The sequence below is a fragment of the Paraburkholderia sp. BL18I3N2 genome, assembly GCF_003001875.1.
Lineage (GTDB): Bacteria > Pseudomonadota > Gammaproteobacteria > Burkholderiales > Burkholderiaceae > Paraburkholderia > Paraburkholderia phytofirmans.
Map to the genome: position 1 here is coordinate 931,314 of NZ_PVNC01000001.1, position 16,616 is coordinate 947,929.

The following is a 16,616-nucleotide window of genomic DNA, read 5'->3' on the forward strand; positions in this document are numbered from 1 at the left end:
ACTTTTACTGACATGAAGGATTGATCATGCGTACGATATCCACCAGCACAGCGTCGCTGCGGAAGCGTTTCTCCGTCACACGAATCATGGGCCTCGTCGTCGTTGCTCTGGGCGTCGTGGCCGCGCAGCACGTCGCGCATTCCGCTGAAGCCGCCACGAAGATTCCCGCGCCCGTACAGGACGAAAAAGCCGCCGCGACGCATAGCGAAACGGCAGTGTTCGCCGGCGGCTGCTTCTGGGGCGTGCAAGGCGTGTTCGAACATGTGCGCGGCGTGAAGCAGGTTGCCTCGGGTTACACCGGCGGGACGGCATCCACGGCGCAATACGAAACCGTCAGCGAGGGCGATACAGGACACGCGGAGTCGGTGCAGATCACGTACGATCCGACGCAGATCACGTATGGCCGCTTGCTACAGATATTCTTCTCGGTCGCACACAATCCTACCGAGTTGGACTATCAGGGCCCCGACCACGGCACGCAATACCGCTCCGCGATTTTCCCGGTGAATGCGGCGCAACGCGGCATCGCACAGTCGTATATCGCGCAACTCGACAACGCGCATGTGTTCTCGGCGAAAGTCGTGACTCGCGTCGAGGACTTCAAGGGCTTTTACCCGGCGGAGAGCTATCACCAGAACTTCCTCGCGCTGCATCCGGACTATCCGTACATTGCGATTAACGATCTGCCGAAAGTGAGCGATCTGAAGCGGACGTTCCCGGATCTGTATCGCAACGATCCGGTGTTGTTTGCGACGGCGTCGCGATAGGGCGTGGGCCGATGCGCCGCAGTCATCGCGACTGCGGCCGCAGCCGTGGCCGCTCGCGGCGTGTCACGACGCATTGGCCGATAGCGGCGCGTGACCCGACACGTGCACGCGCCGTACTTCTTCGACGATGCGGCCGTCTTCCCAGCCGGATATAGCGGTTGGCTGCGCTGAAATAGCGGTCGTCGTGCACAATCACGATCAGCGTTTTGCCTTGGCGCTTCAGGTCCGGCAGGACCTCCCTATAGAAAATCCGGCGGAAGGTCGGACTCTGGTCGGCGGCACAGTCGGCGCGAGCAGAGGCGCCGTCGCGACGCCGCTCGCGGCGCCCATGTGGCCGCGAGCACGGTAATCGTGCCAGAGGCGCCTGAGCAATCTAAACAGTTCCGCAAGCTTCGTCCTCTCCTGATATCTAAAGTTTTATGGCGGCGACATAGGTTGCGTAGTCGGGTGGCGCGGATCTGCGGCGCCGTCCCAGCAGCCACATCAAATAAGGCGCGCCAAGCAGCGTTGCTACGATAGCCTGTCTTCGGTCAGGACAACTTCGTCACAAAACAGGACAGATTTTTTACTGCTTCTATGCTACTTAGCGCGACTGGGGTTCTTATCCGGCCACGAACAAACGGAAGCTACAAAACGTTCGGCGACAGTGTGGCCGCGAAAAAACTGATCGCGCAGGCGATCGATTACGCGGATGGCACGCCCGAGATCGCGCATGTGCATCATCGCGCGCAACTCGCGTATGCGACGAGCGGCATCGTGCGCGCGGTCACGCCATTGGCCTTGTGAACGCTCACGCCAGCCAACGCGCTGTGGATCGGCTCGCAGGTCGAACATGAGTTGCACAGGGTCGGCCAGGTCTCGATGCGCACGCTGTACATCGAACCTGGGTTCACTCGCGCCGCAGAAGCGGGAGTGCCGCGTGATCGCGGTTGGCGAACTGCCGGGCGCTTCGATCCTCGACGTGTTCGACGCGTAAGCCGACGACACCGGCGAGAGTCGCACCGCGTTGATCGTGCCGTTGATCTGCGGCTGTTGGAAGACACCGACGAAGTCGCCCATCTGGCGCGCTTGCCGCTACCGGGTCATGCGCGCTTGCGCAGTATTTGCGAAGGCCTGATCGCCGAGCCGGCGAATAGCGACACGCTCGAGCGTTGGGCCGAGCGGATCGGCGCCAGTTCACGCACTGTCGCACGGCTCTTCCGTCAGGAGGCGGGCATGAGTTTCGGATAGTGGCGCGAGCAACTGCGTCTCGCCGAAGCCCTGTCGAAGCTCTCGGTCGGCCAGCCAACAGTTCAGGTTGCCCAGTATCCGGGTTGCGCGGACGTGCGCACCTTTACGGTGATGTTCCGCTACTATGTTTATAGTATGCCTAAACAATTTCGTCGGCCGTTTCGTTAGCTGGAAGAAATGGTGGTCATTGCGAAAAGAAAGTGTAATTCGTGATGCGAAGTAAGTGCGACATATCGAAAGTTAAAATTTTCAGGCCCGTCTGGTTTCTGAGGCGAGTTGATTTACTCGTAAAAAAGGATGCGACACCATTTTTACATTACATTTAAATTATGCAGTTTCGTCTGGATAAGCGAGCGACAGAGTCGCGGCGCATTTGTATTACCAATATAAAGATTGCGCGAACGACGAATTGGGCTAGGAAAAGCCAGTTAATCTACTGACAAATCAAAGAATTACGTTTTATCCAGCAGCATGAGGAAGACCTTTTCCGTTCCGTGCCATTCTGAAAGACTTCGGATGGACGTTATAGAAATTTTTCGTAATTGTCACTTATCGCCCCATAACTGCCCACGTTACGCGGATGAAACGTTTATAATTCGTCTGCCAAAAGCTTCTGTAACTAATACCGGAGACGTTGGTCGGGTGACGACGGATCTGTAACAGTTACACCGACGATTGCTGCGCTGCCGTGTTTACTGTCCACAAGCGAAGCGAATTGGCGAATAAGCGTTTTTTGGGTTCCGAACCCGACTCGCGCGGCGAGGGCGACCTCGATCACTGTCGAGCCGACGGGTTCACATCAATAACTGGCTGTCAACGGTGAACGAGAAAAAACGGATTAATTTTTCGGCATCCTGAATTTTTTTAGTCGCGCATATTTGTGCGAAATTTGTTTATCAATCTGAGGTGCACTGGCCCGTCAGTGTGAGCCTCGCCAGATGTTCGAGTCGCGTCAGCGGCATGCATTAACTCCTTGTGGCGTTTTCCCGGTCATGCGATCGGCGGGATTCTTCATGCCGGCGTCGACTGAATCTTTCACGCAATCGGTGCGCGTTGCGCTCGATAGCCGCAGTTGAAGATATCGATGTAGTCATTGTTTGCGATTGTCGAATGATCGCGGCGCAATGAAATAGTAAGCACGACGTAATAAATAGAATGTTCGCCCGCCGCCGGGAAAACATTTCGCCTACACCACTGACCGGTGGAAGTCGGAATGCGAGCGGAAGGCAGCGCGTCCGCCACCGGACAGCGGCACATCAAAGCTTCATCAGCAATGAATGCGGTCAGCGCGTTCTCAGGTTCACCTCTCTCTGGACTCAATAACGTCAAGGCGGGACGACTGATCGATCTTGCTGAATTCTCGGGGACAACCTGCTTTTAGCGAAACATACGGACAATGACGAGATACTTGAAACTATTGGGCGTTGCATCAGCAACAGTGTTGGCATCGTTTGCCGCGGAAAACGCGCAGGCCCAGGCAAGCACCATCACGGTCTCAGGACAGCAATACAAGTTGTGCGCGCAGGAGAATGGCAAGTGCTCATTCCTCGGAACGGGCTCGGTGGTGTTCGGTGCGGTTCCGCCCACCTCGCCGTCGGTGATGTTGACCGCGCCGCGTACGTTCAGCAACGGCGTCGGCTGTTATGTCGGCGCAGTCTCGCAGTCGGACCCCGCGTACGGGTATGGGAAGTCTTGTTGGGTTAAAGCGGTTGCCGCAACGCCGACCCCGGCTCCCACGCCGACGCCGACCCCGACGCCGACGCCGACTCCGACGCCAACGCCAACGCCAACGCCAACGCCAACGCCAACGCCAACCCCGACGCCAACTCCGACTCCCGCTCCGAGCCCGACTCCGAGCCCGACTCCATCCCCCACGCCCGGCAGCTCAACCATGTCGTGCAGCACGCCGACGCAAACGGCAGGCGGAACCGCGAACGGCGTGATCAGCGCCGACACGCCGACCACCGATGGCCTGCGCGTGTTCCAGAACAACGCCCCGTTCAAACTGGCCATCACGACGAATGCGCCGAGCGCGGATACCGTTGTCTGGTCCGTCGCGGATTCCAATGGCGCGATCAAGACGCAAGGCAGTTTTGCAGTGAAGGCCGGCGTACAAACCAGCACGATTCCGTGTACGTCGACGTGGTCTGGCTATGGCGCACTCACCGCGACTCTGCGTTCGAATGGCGGCACGTTGCCGAGAAGCGGCACGCGTCCGGTCGGCATCGCGACGTTCGGTGTGTTGCCGAACCTCAGTTCGGCTCTGGGCACCGTGACGTATGCGCACCAGGATCAGCACCGCTTCGGTATGCAGGGCTTCAACGGCAACATCGCCGCGTTGCGCGCGCTGGGTATCTCGTGGACGATCGACGATCGTCAGGTATCGGCCATGGAACCCAACGGCCCCAATACGTACACGCCGAACGTGAATGACCTCGATCCGTTCTACAAGGCCAATCCTGATCAGATGCGTATCGTGCGTCTGGATGGACTGCCGGCGTGGGACTCGAAGACCGGCCAGTTCAACGACAGCTATTACGCGCCGTCGAACATGCCTGAGTTCAAGACATTCATGAGCAAGGTCGGCACCGATACGAGCCTGATCCGCGCTGCCAACTACCCGAATCAGCAGAAGAACTACTATCAGGTAACGTGGGAACCGAGCCTCGGCTGGGCGGATAGCGACGCGAACTTCGTCGCCATGTACAAGGCCGCCTACGAGGGCATTCATTCGACCGATCCGAATGCGGTCGTGATGGGCACCGGCAATCCGTTCGCTTCCAATTGCGATACCTGTACGACGGGCTATCTGCAGAAGTTCGGCGCGCTCGGCTTGTGGAATTACATCGATGCGGTGGCCACGCACGGCTACTGGAATGCGGGCACGTACCCGGCTCATCCGCCTGAACTGCAGGATTCCGATCCGAGCACGGCGAACCAGGCCAACGCGCTCGACAACCAGATGGCGCAGCTGCGGTCGATCATGCAGGCCGGTAAGCCGAACATGAAGCTCTTCTTCACGGAAGCCGGCGTGAGCTACGACCCGGGCCTCAACTACGGTCCGAATGTGCCGTCGCAGAACCAGTTGTTCGCACATGCGGCAGTCGGCGTGCGGGCGCACATCATCGTGCTTGGCGGCGGTGCTCAGGTCACGACGCTGTTCTACGGTCCGGACTATCCGGGCGAAGTGGGATACGGCTCGTTCTTCGACCTGAACGACGCACAAGGCGCATTCGGTGCATCGAACCTGTCGCCGAAGCCTGAAGCGATGGCCTTCGCAACGATGACGCGGGTGCTCGACGGCACGAATACGCTGGGCCGGATCAAGAGCGCCCCCGCCGGAGTCTTTGCGTATGGGTTCCAGCAACTGGGCAACGGCAAGGTCGTGACCGCCGCGTGGACGCACAGCAATGCGCAGTGGCCGGCGAGCAACGGCACGTATAGCCAGACCTATTCCACCGGCTATTCGCTTCAGGTCGACAATGCCGGTACGTCGGGCAATGTGACGAAGATCGACGGTTACGGCAATGTCAGCACGGTGGCCTACACCAACGGTCAGGTCGCGCTGACTCTCACTGAAGTGCCGCAGTACATCGTGTCGAACAACGCCACGGTTGCCAAGGCCAATGCGACTGTTCCGCTCGGTTACACCGGCCAGTAATTGGCTCGATAGGCGGCTCAACAACCGCTGAAAAAGATCGACGCGCCACCGATATGAAAGGGGGCGCGTCGATTACGCATTCATGGTCACGTCGGTGACGGTACGCTGTGGCCATAGCGCGCCGACGTCGATCGCATGAGGTCCGCCCGCGCTCGCGGCGCGTAAAGACGGAAAGCGCGGCCCGCGCCGCGCTATCCTCTACCGCGCACAACCTCTACCGTTGCGTGTTCAAAACCTCAACACCCTTGTCTGTAATGAACGCGAGGCCTGCACCAAGCATCGCGTATTGGCTCTTGATCACCGGCATATCATTCGGAGCGACATCGCGTAGCGCCGCAAGATACTTGGGCGTGAAGATGCGATTCCAGTTGGCGGCAAGCTGATTTGCCGAACCTATCATTTCGTGATGCGTCGCGCTCCAGTTCACCCGCAACGGGAAGTGAACAAAGCGCGCGGCCTGCTTCGGGTCGCCCTTCAGTGCGGCGAAATAGAAGCCTTGAGCGCGTGCTTCGAATGCGTCATCCGTTTCGCTGGTGATCATCCGGTAGCGGTGTCCCGTATTCGCGTCCGCGAACGACATGCCTTCGAGATTGAATCTAACCGGCAAAGTCTTCCCGCCGCCGTTCCAACTGCCGGCAAGTCCCACGCTATTGGAAAAATCGAGCGGCTGGCCGCCGTTCGATCCATTGCCGACGAAGTGCAGATTGAAAGTGCCATTCGCTTCCTGCAGCGCCAGATCGCTGCCGGATCGTTGACCGGTCAGTGCAATGTCCTTGAGGTAGCGGTAGTAGAAGTAATGCCCTTTGCCTATCGCATTCCCGTGCAAAACGAGCGTCATACCGACCTTCGCTTCGCCCACCGTGCCAGAATAATCCACGCTGCTCGTGCTTTCGGACTGCGCGATGGCAGCGATGCCCGTCGACAATCCAGAAACTACGACAAGGATCGCGATCGTGCGTCGCCGGTTCAGGTCATGAAGGCGCAATCGAGGTGTGTTCATGCGACGTCCTGTTTTGGGAAGCGAAGAGGCTAGCATGAACAGCGCGGCTCGAAAATCGAGTTCGGGCACTCCGCTGAAGTTCCATCTGCCCAAAATTGACCACCATCCGGCACTCCGCATCAAAGTGGCTGCGCTGCGTTCGCGGATGAACGCCAGTCACGTTTCATCGACCCATCTGCCGGCCATAAACTCCAACGCTACGTGAGGGCCAACGGAAATCGAGGCGGCATTCGCACGACCGGCGAACTCCGGACATGGCATATTGGCGAAGCCAGTCATCAACAGGAGCACACCATGCGAATCCAGACCTCTTTCCTCTTCGATCTCGACGGGACGCTGGTCGACAGCGTCTACCAGCACGTGCTGGCCTGGAAAGAAGCGCTCGACAGCGAAGGCATTCCCTTGTCGGTCTGGCGAATTCACCGCAAGATCGGCATGAGCGGCGGGCTCTTCACCAATCAGCTTCTGCGGGAAACGCACGGCGAAATCAGCGCCGACCGGGTCGAGCGTCTTCGTCAAGCTCACGCCGCGGCCTATCAGCGGTTGCGCGCGCAGGTGTGTCCGCTGCCGGGCGCGCGGGCACTGCTCGACGCGCTGACGCAAGCCGGAACGCCTTGGGCCGTAGCGACGAGCGGCCGCATGGAGACGGCGGCGCTCAACCTGGAGGCGCTCGGGGTCGATCCGGCGAAGGCCGTGGTCGTCACGCGCGACGACGTCAAATATGCAAAGCCGGATCCGGATCTGTTCATCGCCGCCGCCGGGCGGTTGGGCGTACCGATCGAACACACGGTGGTGGTCGGCGACAGCATCTGGGACATGCTCGCGGCGCGGCGCTGCCGGGCGCTGGGTGTCGGTTTGCTGTCGGGCGGATACGGCACGGAGGAACTCGAGCGCGCCGGCGCGCTGCGGGTCTACGACGATCCGGCGGATCTGCTGGATCATCTGGACGAGGTGGCGTCGCGGCCGTAAGAGGTGGCCCTTCAGCGCGGATTGCCCAGAACGCATAAGCGCCGCCGTTCATCGCCGCGGCGACTTCGCGCGATCGATGCCAAGGCCCTGTACTATATTGTTCAGCGGAAAATCGCCTTGGCGACCGGCGTGAGAGAATCCTGCTTATAAGCAGGTGCACGGCGCGCCCGCATGTTCCGTATGCGAACATGCGGGAACCGGAAGCGGCGAAGTATGGCGCGGCCATGCGGCCGATGGCCGAGGCAGCGGGACCCTATATGCTCGGGAGTGGCCGCGCCGCATCGTGCCGTGCGGGTTGCCGTGACCCACGGCTGGCGGTCTGCCGCGGTTGTCCTCCAGCGGGGGCGTGACGAACCACGTGAAAATATGAACAATTTTATTCGACCACCTGTTCTCCATCCGTCGACGATTGTCTTCGTGGATGACAACGACAGCTATCTCGACGCGCTGCGGCGCTTCTTTCCGGATAGCGCCACCAATCTGTTTTTTACGCGGCCGCAAACCGCGCTGGCCTTCATCCGTCAGCACGCTCGCAAGAATTCGCTGGAGTTCGCGCCGGCGTCGGCCTGTGTGAGCGAGACGGGTTTTGAGCGCTACATGGAAACCGCGGCGGAACGGGATATTCTGGCCCGCGGCTCCCGTTTCGCGGAAGTTGCGGCGGTGGTCGTGGATTTCGACATGCCGGGCATGAACGGCGTGGAATTCCTCTCGTCCATCTCCAATCTGCGCTGCGCAAAAGTGCTGCTGACCGGGGTCGCGGACGAAACCGTCGCGGTCAAAGCCTTCAATGCGGGAATCGTCGATTTATACCTGAGGAAAACAGATACCGACTCCGCCAACCGGCTCGCCCATTTCCTGAAGGATGCGAAGGCGAGGCATTGTTCGGAAGGCGGCTGGCTGGCGTTGGGCGAAAACGGCCTGACGTATTGCGACCCGCGAACGCGTAAAGTGATCGACGAGGTGGTGGCCGAGAACGGTATCGTCGAGTATTACTGGCGCCCGGAACAGGACGCCATTCTGATGTTCGATCGCGCCGGCAACCCGAGCGTTTTCGTCGCGTGGGCCGAGAACGACTGGATCTCGCAGGGCGAAATCGTCGCGGACGAGGACGGCCCGGCCGACCTTCTCAAGCAAATGGCGGTGCGCGAGGTGATGCCGATCTTCTGGCCGAACCTGGCCTATCGCTCCGGCATGACCGTCAGGACGCTGACCCCGCGGACCATTCCGGGCTGGGACGACGTGTTCTATTGCTGGACCCCGATCGACAAGGCCGACGTGGGCATGGACCTGATGACGTTCGCGCAATGGCGGAAGGAACGGACTCGCTAAAGTCCGCCGGGACGTCAAGCCACATGTACGCCATTCCGACTGCCTGCGTGTCCGCGATGTTCGTGGTGTTCGGCCTATACGTACTGATTACGCAAGGTGCGACGCGTTTGTTCACGCCGTTCATCCTGATGTGCGTCTCGACCTTTGCCTGGCAAGGCGCATGGACACTGCTGTTCCAGACGGACAACCCGCACACCGCGGACCTGCTGGTCAGGGGCGGCTATCTGTTCATTCTTTTTCTGCCGACGACGTTCTACCACTTCGTGACGGAGGTGGCGGCGCAGCGCCGCGAGCGCCCGATATTGCTTGCGTCGTACGGTCTGTGTTTCGTCCTCGCGATACTGCTGCCCGGTAATGAAGTGGTGGCGGGATATCGGCATTTCTTCTTCGGCTACTATCCGGTCGCCGGGCCGCTGCATCCCTTGCACGTGGTGCAGACCGTGCTGCTGGCCGCCCGCAGCGCGCAGCTTCTGCTTGCCGCGCGCCAGAAGGCGGAGGGCGACGCGCGGCGGCGCCTCGATCTGTGTCTGGCGAGCCTGTGTCTGTACTCGTTTGCCGCGATGGACTACGCGGTCAACTACGGCTTCGGGTTCTACCCGCCGGGCGTCCTGTTCATCGGTCTGAGCCTCGGGCTGCTGGCGATCACCATCGTGCGCTATCACCTGATTCACCCGTATGCCGTGGCGGCGACCATTGCGCACGAAATTTCGACGCCGCTTGCCACCATCGGCATGCACGCCGACGAAATCGCCAGCGTGTGGGGACATGTGTTCAAAGGATACCGAACAGCCGTCACGCACGGGCTGTATGAGGATCACGACGAAGCCGGACAGTCCGAACGCATCGGTCAGCTGGCGACGGCGATCCGGCGCGAAGTGTCCGGCACCAGCGCGATGGTCGAAATGGCGCTCGCGTCTTTCACGCTCGATCGTCTGGACCGCGGCGACTTCAGCCGGCATTCGGTGCATCAGTGCGTGATGTCGGCGCTGGAGCGGTATCCGTTCAGCGGCGACGAGCGTGAGCGTGTCACGGTGATGCCCATCGACCTCGCCCTGTCTTTTTCGGGCTCGGATACGGTCGTGGTTTTCGTGCTGTTCAATCTGCTGAAAAACGCGTTGCATGCCATTCGCGTGGGCGGCGACGGCGAGATTACGATCAGTGCCGCTCAGGATCAGGACTTCTGCGTGCTGCAATTCCGCGACACCGGGCCCGGCATCGCGCCCGACGTCCTGCCCTATATCTTCGACGCCTTCTTCACGACCAAGCGGCACGGCAGCGGTGCGGGGATGGGACTCGCGTTCTGCCGTCGCGCGACGGAGCTGCTGGGCGGGAGCATCGAATGCAGTTCGATACGCGGCGTCCATACGACCTTCACCGTGCGGTTGCCGGCGCCGGACACGCCCGCCGATCGCGCACTGCGCAAGACGCCGGCGCGTTCGCCTCGCTGGAGTGAGGGCCAATGAAAGGCCCGCGGATTGAAAGCGGTGGCCGTTGCCACTGACTATCCGGCGGTCCGAACCCTGAATCCGTGCTAGTGACTGGCCGCGGACGACGCCGGCTTCGCATGGGCAGACAGAAAACGGCACACCTCTTCGTGGAACCTCTGTACGCCGGGACTCGATTCGATGGCGCGCCAGCAGCCATGCACGAGTCCGGCGCCGATCAGGAGCCGCGCCTCGCCACCGGCCGCGTTGATACGCTCGGCGAACACACGCGCGTCGTCCCTCAGCGGATCATGTTCGACGCCGATCGCGAGCGTCGGCGGCAGGCCATCGTAGCGCGTCGCGTCGAGCGGGATCGTCCACGCGGGGTAGGGCGGGTGGGTGCCCCAATACAGATCACGGAATGCGTGGACGTCGGTTAGCTTGAGCATTGGCGCGAGTGCTTCGCTTTCGCGCGCGGGCAACTGCGGCTCGGTGCCGAGCATCGGATAAACCAGCACGAGGCTGCTAATGCCTTGAACCGCGTCGTCGCGCAGCCGCATCGCTACGCTGGCCGCGAGCGTGGCGCCGGCGCTGTCGCCCGCCAGTTGCAGCGGCGCGCCGGCAGGCAGCTCGAACGGCAAGCGCCCAGCCAAGGCGGCGAGCGTGACCTCCATGCAATCGTCATGCGCGGCCGGCGCGGGATGCTCGGGAGCCAGCCGGTAGTCGACCGCGATCACGTCGAGACCGGTGTCCGCGGCGAGGCGCGCGGTCACGAGCTGATGGCTGTCCAGCGAGCCGAGCACGAAGCCGCCGCCGTGAAAATACAGCACGGCACCACGCGCCGCCTCATGATGCCTTGCACGGTTCCGGTACAGCCGCAGCGCGATTGAATGGCCCGCGCCGGTTTTGAACTCGGCGTCGTGAGTTACGACGTCATCGGGCAACGCGGGTGTGACCGCCGCCGCGTACTGGTCGTAAATTCTGCGCTGTTCAGCAGGCGTCAATGAAGTCGAATGCCCCGGATAAATCGCGGCGGCTCTTTCGATGAAGGCGGCCATCTCTGGCTCAAGCATGTCCAATCCCACTCGGCTTCGTTTTCGCGGGCAAGCCGATCGCTCGCCCGGCAAACGCGGCGGGCGGCAATGCGGCATGCGCGTCGGCTAATGCCCGCACATGCGCCGCCACGTCCGGATCGAACGCGGCGGCGCGTGGGCCGCCGGTATCCACGTGCAGCAACATTTGCTCGCCTGCTGCGACTGGTTCGCCGCCATCGCCGGCAAACATCTCGAGGTACAGATGCAGCCGCTTCGCATCGTGACCGAGCACGCGCATGTCGACGCGCACCTGCGCGCCTTCCTTGATTTCGTGCAGATAGTTGATATGCGCTTCGAGCGTGTAGATCGAGCGCCGGCGTTCCTTGCGCACGGCGTCCGGTAAACCGATCAGGTCGATCAGGGCGTCGGTCGCGAAGCTGAAAATCAGCATGTAGAACGCATCGCGCAGATGGCCGTTGTAATCGACCCATTCGGCGCGCACCTTGTCGCGATAGCAAGGAAGGGTAGCGGGTTGCGGCATCGGCAAGTTGTCTCCGTTGTTCGTATCAAAGGCTGCGGCCGCGCGCCGACGTGGCGATGTTCGAAAGTGCGGCCACGCGAGATTCACCGCATCGGCACCGGATTCGCGAGACAGACGCGGTATGGTCGATGAGTAAAACGGCGCGCAGCCAAGGCTTGGCTCGGATGACGCGCCATCTGCGCCTTCAGCGGCCTGTGGTCCTTCCGCGCCTCCACATGATCGCTCTCAGTCAGCCGGCTGCATTCCATGCCGTGCCTTCGCCTCCGCAATCGCCGTCAGCACGCTCGTAATGCAATCGTCCCGGTAGCGTTCGAGCTGTTTGATCGAGCGCGGCCCGACCTGCTCGGCGGTGCCGTCCACGACCCGGTCGATCAGTTCATCCGTCAGCTTCGGCGCCACCAGTTTAGTCCAGGGCAGCTCCAGCGCGGGTCCGAATTGCTGCATGAAGTGGCGCATGCCCGCGTCGCCGCCCGCCAGCGTGTACGTCAGGAACGTGCCCATGAACGACCAGCGGATGCCCGCGCCGAAGCGGATCGCGTCGTCGATTTCGCCCGTGGTCGCGACGCCTTCGTTGACCAGATGCAAAGCCTCGCGCCACAGCGCTTCGAGCAGGCGGTCGGCGATGAAGCCCGGCACTTCCTTGCGAACCCGCAGAGGCCGCATCGACAGCGCGCGATACACCTGCAGCGCGGCGTCGATGGTTTCTGGCGCGGTGCTTGCGCCGCCCAGCACTTCGACCAGCGGCAACAGGTACACCGGATTGAACGGATGTCCGACGATGCAACGCTGCGGATTCACCGCCCGTGCGTAAAAATCGCTCGGCAAGAGGCCCGACGTCGACGAAGCGATGATCGCATCGGGTTTCGCTGCGCGGCTGATCTGTTCGTGCAGCGAGAGCTTCAATTCTTCGCGCTCAGGCGCGCTTTCCTGAACGAAATCCGCCTGCCCGACGCAGGCTTCGATCGTATCCACAAAACGCAATCGCTCGGGCGACGCACCCGCGGCCAGCCCTACGCGCTGCAGCGCCGGCCACGCGTTCGCGACGTTCTCGCGCAGTTGCTTCTCCGCGCCCGGCGCCGGGTCCCACGCGATCACGTCGAGTCCGTGCGCGAGCGCGCGCGCCACCCAGCCGCTGCCGATCACGCCCACGCCGATTGCCGCGAATGTTTTGATATCGACGATCACTGCCATTGCTGATGTTTCCTTTGCGTATGTGTTGTGCGGTTTCGAAGCGAATTACATCGAGCGGGGTGAATCAAGCGTACTGTCCCGCCGCGCGCCGCTCCAACTGACGCTCGCCACGCGCGGGCAGCCCCAGTTTGCGGCGCCCCTCGGCGGGCGTCAGCGCGCGCGCGCCGAGCCGTTCGATGATTTCCACCGCACGTTGCACCAGCGTGCCGTTCGTTGCGGGCACGCCTTTGTCGAGCCAGATGTTGTCTTCGAGGCCGACGCGCACGTGGCCGCCGAGCAGCATCGCCTGCGCGACCATCGGCATCTGCATGCGGCCGATGCCGAAGCCGGCCCATTGCGCGCCGGGCGGCAGGTTGTCGGCCATCGCTTTCATGGTGGTGGTGTCGGCGGGCGCGCCCCAGGGAATGCCGAGGCATATCTGGAACAGCGGCGGCGCGTCGAGCAGCCCTTCCTTGAGCAATTGCTTGGCGAACCACAAATGCCCGGTATCGAAGATTTCCAGTTCAGGCTTGACGCCGAGTTCCTGGATGCGCCGCGCGCCAGCCCGTAACTGCGCTGGTGTCGACACATAGATGTAGTCGCCGTCGCCGAAATTGAGCGTGCCGCAGTCGAGGGTGCAGATTTCCGGCAGCAATTCCTCCACATGCGCGAGGCGCGTGAGGCCACCGACCAGATCCGTGTTCGCGCCGAAGCGCATCGGATCTTCGCCCGGACCGATCTCCAGATCGCCGCCCATGCCGGCCGTCAAGTTGATGATCACGTCCGTGCCCGACGAGCGAATACGGTCGACCACCTCGCGATACAGTTGCGGATCGCGGCTGCCGCGCCCGGTTTTCGGATCGCGCACGTGGCAGTGCGCAACGGTCGCGCCGGCTTTCGCGGCTTCGATGGCGGCCTCGGCAATCTGCTTCGGCGTGACGGGAATGGCCGGGTGCTTCCCGACGGTATCGCCTGCGCCGGTGACCGCGCAGGTCACGATGACTTCATGATTCATGCGAACTGGTTCCTGTAAGTTGGTATGCGCAACTGACGTGATCAGAGACCGAGATAAGCCTTGACCGCGGGCAAGCCGTCCTTGCCGTCGTAGGTCTTCACGCCGGCAAGCCATGCGTCGAGTACCTGCGGGTTTTTCTTCAGATACGCCTTGGCGGCGTCGGCGGGCTTTTCCTTGTTCATCACCGATTGCATCACCACGTTTTCGAGCTGCGTCGAAAAGCGCAGATTGCTCACGAGCTTGCCCGCGTTCGGGCAACGCGTCAGAAAGTCGGGGGACGTCAGCGTATATACGCGCGCTTCGCCGTCGTTCGGACCGAATACGCCGTCGCTGCCGGTGAGGTATTTCATGTCGATCTGGATGTTCATCGGATGCGGTTCCCAGCCGAGAAAGACCACCCATTTCTTCTCGCGGATCGCGCGGTCGACCGATACCAGCATGCCCGCTTCGCTCGATTCGATCAGCTTGAAGCCGCCGAGGCCGAACTGATTGTTGGCGATCATCTTCAGGATCGCCGCGTTCGCGCTGCTGCCGGGCTCGATGCCGTAGATCTTGCCGTCGAGCTGATCGCGGTGTTTGGCGATGTCGGCGAAAGTCTTCAGGCCCGCGTCGTATTCGTAGCTCGGCACGGCGAACGTGGCCTTGGCGCCGGTCAGGTTAGGCGGCTGCAGCACCTGGATCGATTTCGAATCGACGAATGGCGCGATCGCTTTTTCCTGCACCGGCCACCAGTAGCCGAGCGACACGTCGAGCTGTTTGCTCTTCAAACCCGCGAACGAGATGGGCACGGAGGCGACGGTCGTCACCGGCTGATAGCCGAGTCCTTCGAACACGGTCGAGGCGAGCGCGGTGGTCGAGGTGATGTCGGTCCAGCCGATATCGGCGAAATGCACCGCGCGGCAGGCAGCGGGGTCCTGGGCGAAGGCAGGCAGCGCGGTACCAGCGGCGCTGACAACCGCCGCGAGACACGCGAAATGGGCAAGCAGGGCTTTGATGCGCAACTTCATGACGTCCCCTCTTCTGACTCGAATGACAACGTGTTTCGAACCGGGCCGCTTCGCCTGAGCGAACGACATGGGCGAAGCGGCCCCCGGACATGCGATACGGCTTGTGTGATACCTGAACTGCACGAATGACGTAACGTTAATGCCCCATATTCCGACCAAAGCGACCGCCAGCGACCCGTTCTTGCTCCCACGCGACAATGAGGGAAAACCTGTGCCGTCCGCATTGCGACGCAACATTGAGTTAAGCGGGAATTTTGGTGTCCCTTGCCGGCTTGGCCGCTGCTTGCTACGCTCGCCGGGAACCCGCGTCCGCCTGCGTTTTTTGTCTCCTGATCGAGTCTGAGCACGATGCCCGAAGATATATCGTTCCTGTTGCTGCCGGGCTTTTCGGCGATCGGTTTCATGTCGGCGGTGGAGCCGTTGCGCGTGGCGAACCGCTTTCGCGGCGATCTGTACCGCTGGCGCATTCTGAGTCTCGACGGCGCGCCGGTGGCCGCCAGCAACGGCATTTCAATCAACGCGGATGCGGCCATCGGCGACGTCGAGGCGGTGCGGACACTCTTCGTCGTCGCGGGCTTCGAGCCGCTCGCGTGCTACACGCGCGCGCTGGGCGATCGTCTGAGGCGCCTCGCGCGCGCGGGCGCGACGCTCGGAGGTATCGACACCGGCAGCTTCGTGCTCGCGGAAGCCGGGCTGCTCGGCGGCTCGGACAGTGTGACCGTGCACTGGGAAGCGCTGTCGGCATTTCGCGAGCGCTATCCGTCGCTCGATGCGAGCCAGGAGCTTTTCGAAATCGGCGCGCGGCGGATTACGTGCGCGGGTGGCACGGCGTCGATCGACATGATGCTGGACCTGATCGGCCGCGAGCACGGCGCCGCGCTGGCTTCGGCCGTCTCGGAGCAATTCGTGGTGAGCCGTATCCGGCAGCGCTCGGACCATCAGCGCATGGAGATCGCGGCGCGCTACGGCGTGCACAACCGCAAGCTGATTCAGGTGATCGGCGTGATGGAACAGCATATGGAGGAGCCGCTCACGCCTGACCGGCTCGCGCAGGAAATCGGCGTGACCCGTCGGCAACTGGAGCGGCTGTTCTGCGCGTCGCTGAAGGACACGCCAACGCATTTTTATCAGCAGTTGCGCCTCGCGCGTGCGCGTGAATTGCTGCAACAGACCGACATGTCGATTACGTCGATTTGCGTGGCATGCGGATTCGAGTCGCCTTCGCATTTTTCACGGACCTATCGCGCGCGTTTCGGCGCGAGTCCGAGAAGCGACCGGCAAGGGACGGGCGGCCGAAATGCCGGTGAACTGGCGCCGTCGCCGGGGCAAAGCCTTGTGTCCGCGCCCCAGTTATCGCGTTTATCGCAACAGTGAATTCGTCGATTTGGGGTTTACCCTATATACATTGACTCCTAGACTGTGCCCATACGCTGCCGACTGAGTTTCGCAGCATGGCAAAAAACAATCTC

18 protein-coding genes and 1 pseudogene are annotated in these 16,616 nt (G+C 61.8%); 9 read left to right on the forward strand and 10 right to left on the reverse strand.

The window, feature by feature from the left end:
* Positions 1 to 26 precede the first annotated feature (26 nt).
* Entirely contained in the window at positions 27 to 767 is a 741-nt protein-coding gene (gene msrA, locus B0G75_RS04275; RefSeq protein ID WP_106300895.1) for a peptide-methionine (S)-S-oxide reductase MsrA, read from the forward strand.
* A 63-nt stretch (positions 768 to 830) separates the two neighbouring features.
* Here msrA and B0G75_RS41150 read toward each other — a convergent pair.
* Positions 831 to 1,047: pseudogene (locus B0G75_RS41150) on the reverse strand (cyclic peptide transporter); the annotation flags it as partial.
* A 368-nt stretch (positions 1,048 to 1,415) separates the two neighbouring features.
* Here B0G75_RS41150 and B0G75_RS40485 point away from each other — a divergent pair.
* Both B0G75_RS40485 and B0G75_RS04285 read left to right on the forward strand, forming a co-directional pair.
* A complete protein-coding gene (locus B0G75_RS40485; RefSeq protein WP_181309157.1) occupies positions 1,416 to 1,553 on the forward strand; it encodes a hypothetical protein in 138 nt (45 codons plus the stop codon).
* A 246-nt stretch (positions 1,554 to 1,799) separates the two neighbouring features.
* Entirely contained in the window at positions 1,800 to 1,997 is a 198-nt protein-coding gene (locus B0G75_RS04285) for an AraC family transcriptional regulator (protein ID WP_106300897.1), read from the forward strand.
* Between the two features lie 1,035 nt (positions 1,998 to 3,032).
* Here B0G75_RS04285 and B0G75_RS40490 read toward each other — a convergent pair.
* The 3 genes from B0G75_RS40490 to B0G75_RS41160 all read right to left on the reverse strand — a co-directional run bounded on the left by B0G75_RS40490 (position 3,033) and on the right by B0G75_RS41160 (position 3,865).
* Positions 3,033 to 3,326, reverse strand: a complete 294-nt coding sequence (locus tag B0G75_RS40490; protein WP_181309158.1) for a hypothetical protein — start codon at positions 3,324 to 3,326, stop codon at positions 3,033 to 3,035.
* A 48-nt stretch (positions 3,327 to 3,374) separates the two neighbouring features.
* The gene (locus B0G75_RS41155; RefSeq protein ID WP_258194217.1) at positions 3,375 to 3,626 is read right to left on the reverse strand and encodes a hypothetical protein; all 252 of its coding nucleotides are present in this window, start codon (positions 3,624 to 3,626) and stop codon (positions 3,375 to 3,377) included.
* A gap of 71 nt (positions 3,627 to 3,697) precedes the next feature.
* Positions 3,698 to 3,865, reverse strand: a complete 168-nt coding sequence (locus B0G75_RS41160; RefSeq protein ID WP_258194218.1) for a hypothetical protein — start codon at positions 3,863 to 3,865, stop codon at positions 3,698 to 3,700.
* A 23-nt stretch (positions 3,866 to 3,888) separates the two neighbouring features.
* Between B0G75_RS41160 and B0G75_RS04295 the strand changes: the two genes are divergently transcribed.
* Positions 3,889 to 5,658, forward strand: coding sequence for a hypothetical protein (locus B0G75_RS04295; protein ID WP_258194219.1), 1,770 nt, complete (start codon positions 3,889 to 3,891; stop codon positions 5,656 to 5,658).
* A gap of 214 nt (positions 5,659 to 5,872) precedes the next feature.
* Here the strand turns inward: B0G75_RS04295 and B0G75_RS04300 are convergent, their stop codons facing one another.
* The gene (locus B0G75_RS04300; RefSeq protein ID WP_106300903.1) at positions 5,873 to 6,658 is read right to left on the reverse strand and encodes a hypothetical protein; all 786 of its coding nucleotides are present in this window, start codon (positions 6,656 to 6,658) and stop codon (positions 5,873 to 5,875) included.
* Between the two features lie 34 nt (positions 6,659 to 6,692).
* On the opposite strand from B0G75_RS04300, the gene B0G75_RS40495 reads away from it, so the two are divergent.
* The 4 genes from B0G75_RS40495 to B0G75_RS04315 all read left to right on the forward strand — a co-directional run bounded on the left by B0G75_RS40495 (position 6,693) and on the right by B0G75_RS04315 (position 10,419).
* A complete protein-coding gene (locus tag B0G75_RS40495) occupies positions 6,693 to 6,863 on the forward strand; it encodes a hypothetical protein (RefSeq protein ID WP_181309159.1) in 171 nt (56 codons plus the stop codon).
* Positions 6,864 to 6,952: 89 nt separating this feature from the next.
* Positions 6,953 to 7,627, forward strand: a complete 675-nt coding sequence (locus B0G75_RS04305; RefSeq protein ID WP_106300905.1) for an HAD family hydrolase — start codon at positions 6,953 to 6,955, stop codon at positions 7,625 to 7,627.
* Between the two features lie 366 nt (positions 7,628 to 7,993).
* The gene (locus tag B0G75_RS04310; protein ID WP_106300907.1) at positions 7,994 to 8,956 is read left to right on the forward strand and encodes a response regulator; all 963 of its coding nucleotides are present in this window, start codon (positions 7,994 to 7,996) and stop codon (positions 8,954 to 8,956) included.
* A 23-nt stretch (positions 8,957 to 8,979) separates the two neighbouring features.
* Positions 8,980 to 10,419: a sensor histidine kinase gene (locus B0G75_RS04315; RefSeq protein WP_106300909.1), complete on the forward strand. Its 1,440-nt coding sequence runs from the start codon at positions 8,980 to 8,982 to the stop codon at positions 10,417 to 10,419.
* Between the two features lie 68 nt (positions 10,420 to 10,487).
* On the opposite strand, the gene B0G75_RS04320 is transcribed toward B0G75_RS04315, so the two are convergent.
* From B0G75_RS04320 to B0G75_RS04340, 5 genes are all read right to left on the reverse strand, one after another.
* Positions 10,488 to 11,453 (reverse strand): alpha/beta hydrolase, encoded by a 966-nt coding sequence (locus tag B0G75_RS04320; protein ID WP_106300911.1) that lies wholly within the window; start codon positions 11,451 to 11,453, stop codon positions 10,488 to 10,490.
* Positions 11,446 to 11,955 (reverse strand): thioesterase family protein, encoded by a 510-nt coding sequence (locus B0G75_RS04325; RefSeq protein ID WP_106300913.1) that lies wholly within the window; start codon positions 11,953 to 11,955, stop codon positions 11,446 to 11,448. The genes B0G75_RS04320 and B0G75_RS04325 overlap by 8 nt, the downstream gene beginning before the upstream one ends.
* A 225-nt stretch (positions 11,956 to 12,180) precedes the next feature.
* Positions 12,181 to 13,146, reverse strand: coding sequence for an L-carnitine dehydrogenase (locus tag B0G75_RS04330; RefSeq protein WP_106300915.1), 966 nt, complete (start codon positions 13,144 to 13,146; stop codon positions 12,181 to 12,183).
* 64 nt (positions 13,147 to 13,210) lie between these two features.
* Entirely contained in the window at positions 13,211 to 14,140 is a 930-nt protein-coding gene (locus tag B0G75_RS04335; protein WP_106277179.1) for a 3-keto-5-aminohexanoate cleavage protein, read from the reverse strand.
* A gap of 41 nt (positions 14,141 to 14,181) precedes the next feature.
* A complete protein-coding gene (locus B0G75_RS04340; RefSeq protein ID WP_106300917.1) occupies positions 14,182 to 15,147 on the reverse strand; it encodes a choline ABC transporter substrate-binding protein in 966 nt (321 codons plus the stop codon).
* A 348-nt stretch (positions 15,148 to 15,495) separates the two neighbouring features.
* Between B0G75_RS04340 and B0G75_RS04345 the strand changes: the two genes are divergently transcribed.
* Entirely contained in the window at positions 15,496 to 16,521 is a 1,026-nt protein-coding gene (locus tag B0G75_RS04345) for a GlxA family transcriptional regulator (protein WP_106300919.1), read from the forward strand.
* Positions 16,522 to 16,616: the final 95 nt, after the last annotated feature.

Bases quoted from the DNA above. Each gene is read 5' to 3' on its own strand.
- B0G75_RS04295 (WP_258194219.1), top strand. From the start codon at position 3,889: ATGTCGTGCAGCACGCCGACGCAAACGGCAGGCGGAACCGCGAACGGC.
- B0G75_RS04345 (WP_106300919.1), top strand. From the start codon at position 15,496: ATGCCCGAAGATATATCGTTCCTGTTGCTGCCGGGCTTTTCGGCGATC.
- B0G75_RS04320 (WP_106300911.1), bottom strand. From the start codon at position 11,453: ATGCTTGAGCCAGAGATGGCCGCCTTCATCGAAAGAGCCGCCGCGATT.
- B0G75_RS04325 (WP_106300913.1), bottom strand. From the start codon at position 11,955: ATGCCGCAACCCGCTACCCTTCCTTGCTATCGCGACAAGGTGCGCGCC.
- B0G75_RS04300 (WP_106300903.1), bottom strand. From the start codon at position 6,658: ATGAACACACCTCGATTGCGCCTTCATGACCTGAACCGGCGACGCACG.
- B0G75_RS04315 (WP_106300909.1), top strand. From the start codon at position 8,980: ATGTACGCCATTCCGACTGCCTGCGTGTCCGCGATGTTCGTGGTGTTC.
- B0G75_RS40495 (WP_181309159.1), top strand. From the start codon at position 6,693: ATGAACAGCGCGGCTCGAAAATCGAGTTCGGGCACTCCGCTGAAGTTC.
- msrA (WP_106300895.1), top strand. From the start codon at position 27: ATGCGTACGATATCCACCAGCACAGCGTCGCTGCGGAAGCGTTTCTCC.
- B0G75_RS04340 (WP_106300917.1), bottom strand. From the start codon at position 15,147: ATGAAGTTGCGCATCAAAGCCCTGCTTGCCCATTTCGCGTGTCTCGCG.
- B0G75_RS04330 (WP_106300915.1), bottom strand. From the start codon at position 13,146: ATGGCAGTGATCGTCGATATCAAAACATTCGCGGCAATCGGCGTGGGC.
- B0G75_RS41160 (WP_258194218.1), bottom strand. From the start codon at position 3,865: ATGGAGTCGGGCTCGGAGTCGGGCTCGGAGCGGGAGTCGGAGTTGGCG.
- B0G75_RS04305 (WP_106300905.1), top strand. From the start codon at position 6,953: ATGCGAATCCAGACCTCTTTCCTCTTCGATCTCGACGGGACGCTGGTC.
- B0G75_RS04310 (WP_106300907.1), top strand. From the start codon at position 7,994: ATGAACAATTTTATTCGACCACCTGTTCTCCATCCGTCGACGATTGTC.
- B0G75_RS04335 (WP_106277179.1), bottom strand. From the start codon at position 14,140: ATGAATCATGAAGTCATCGTGACCTGCGCGGTCACCGGCGCAGGCGAT.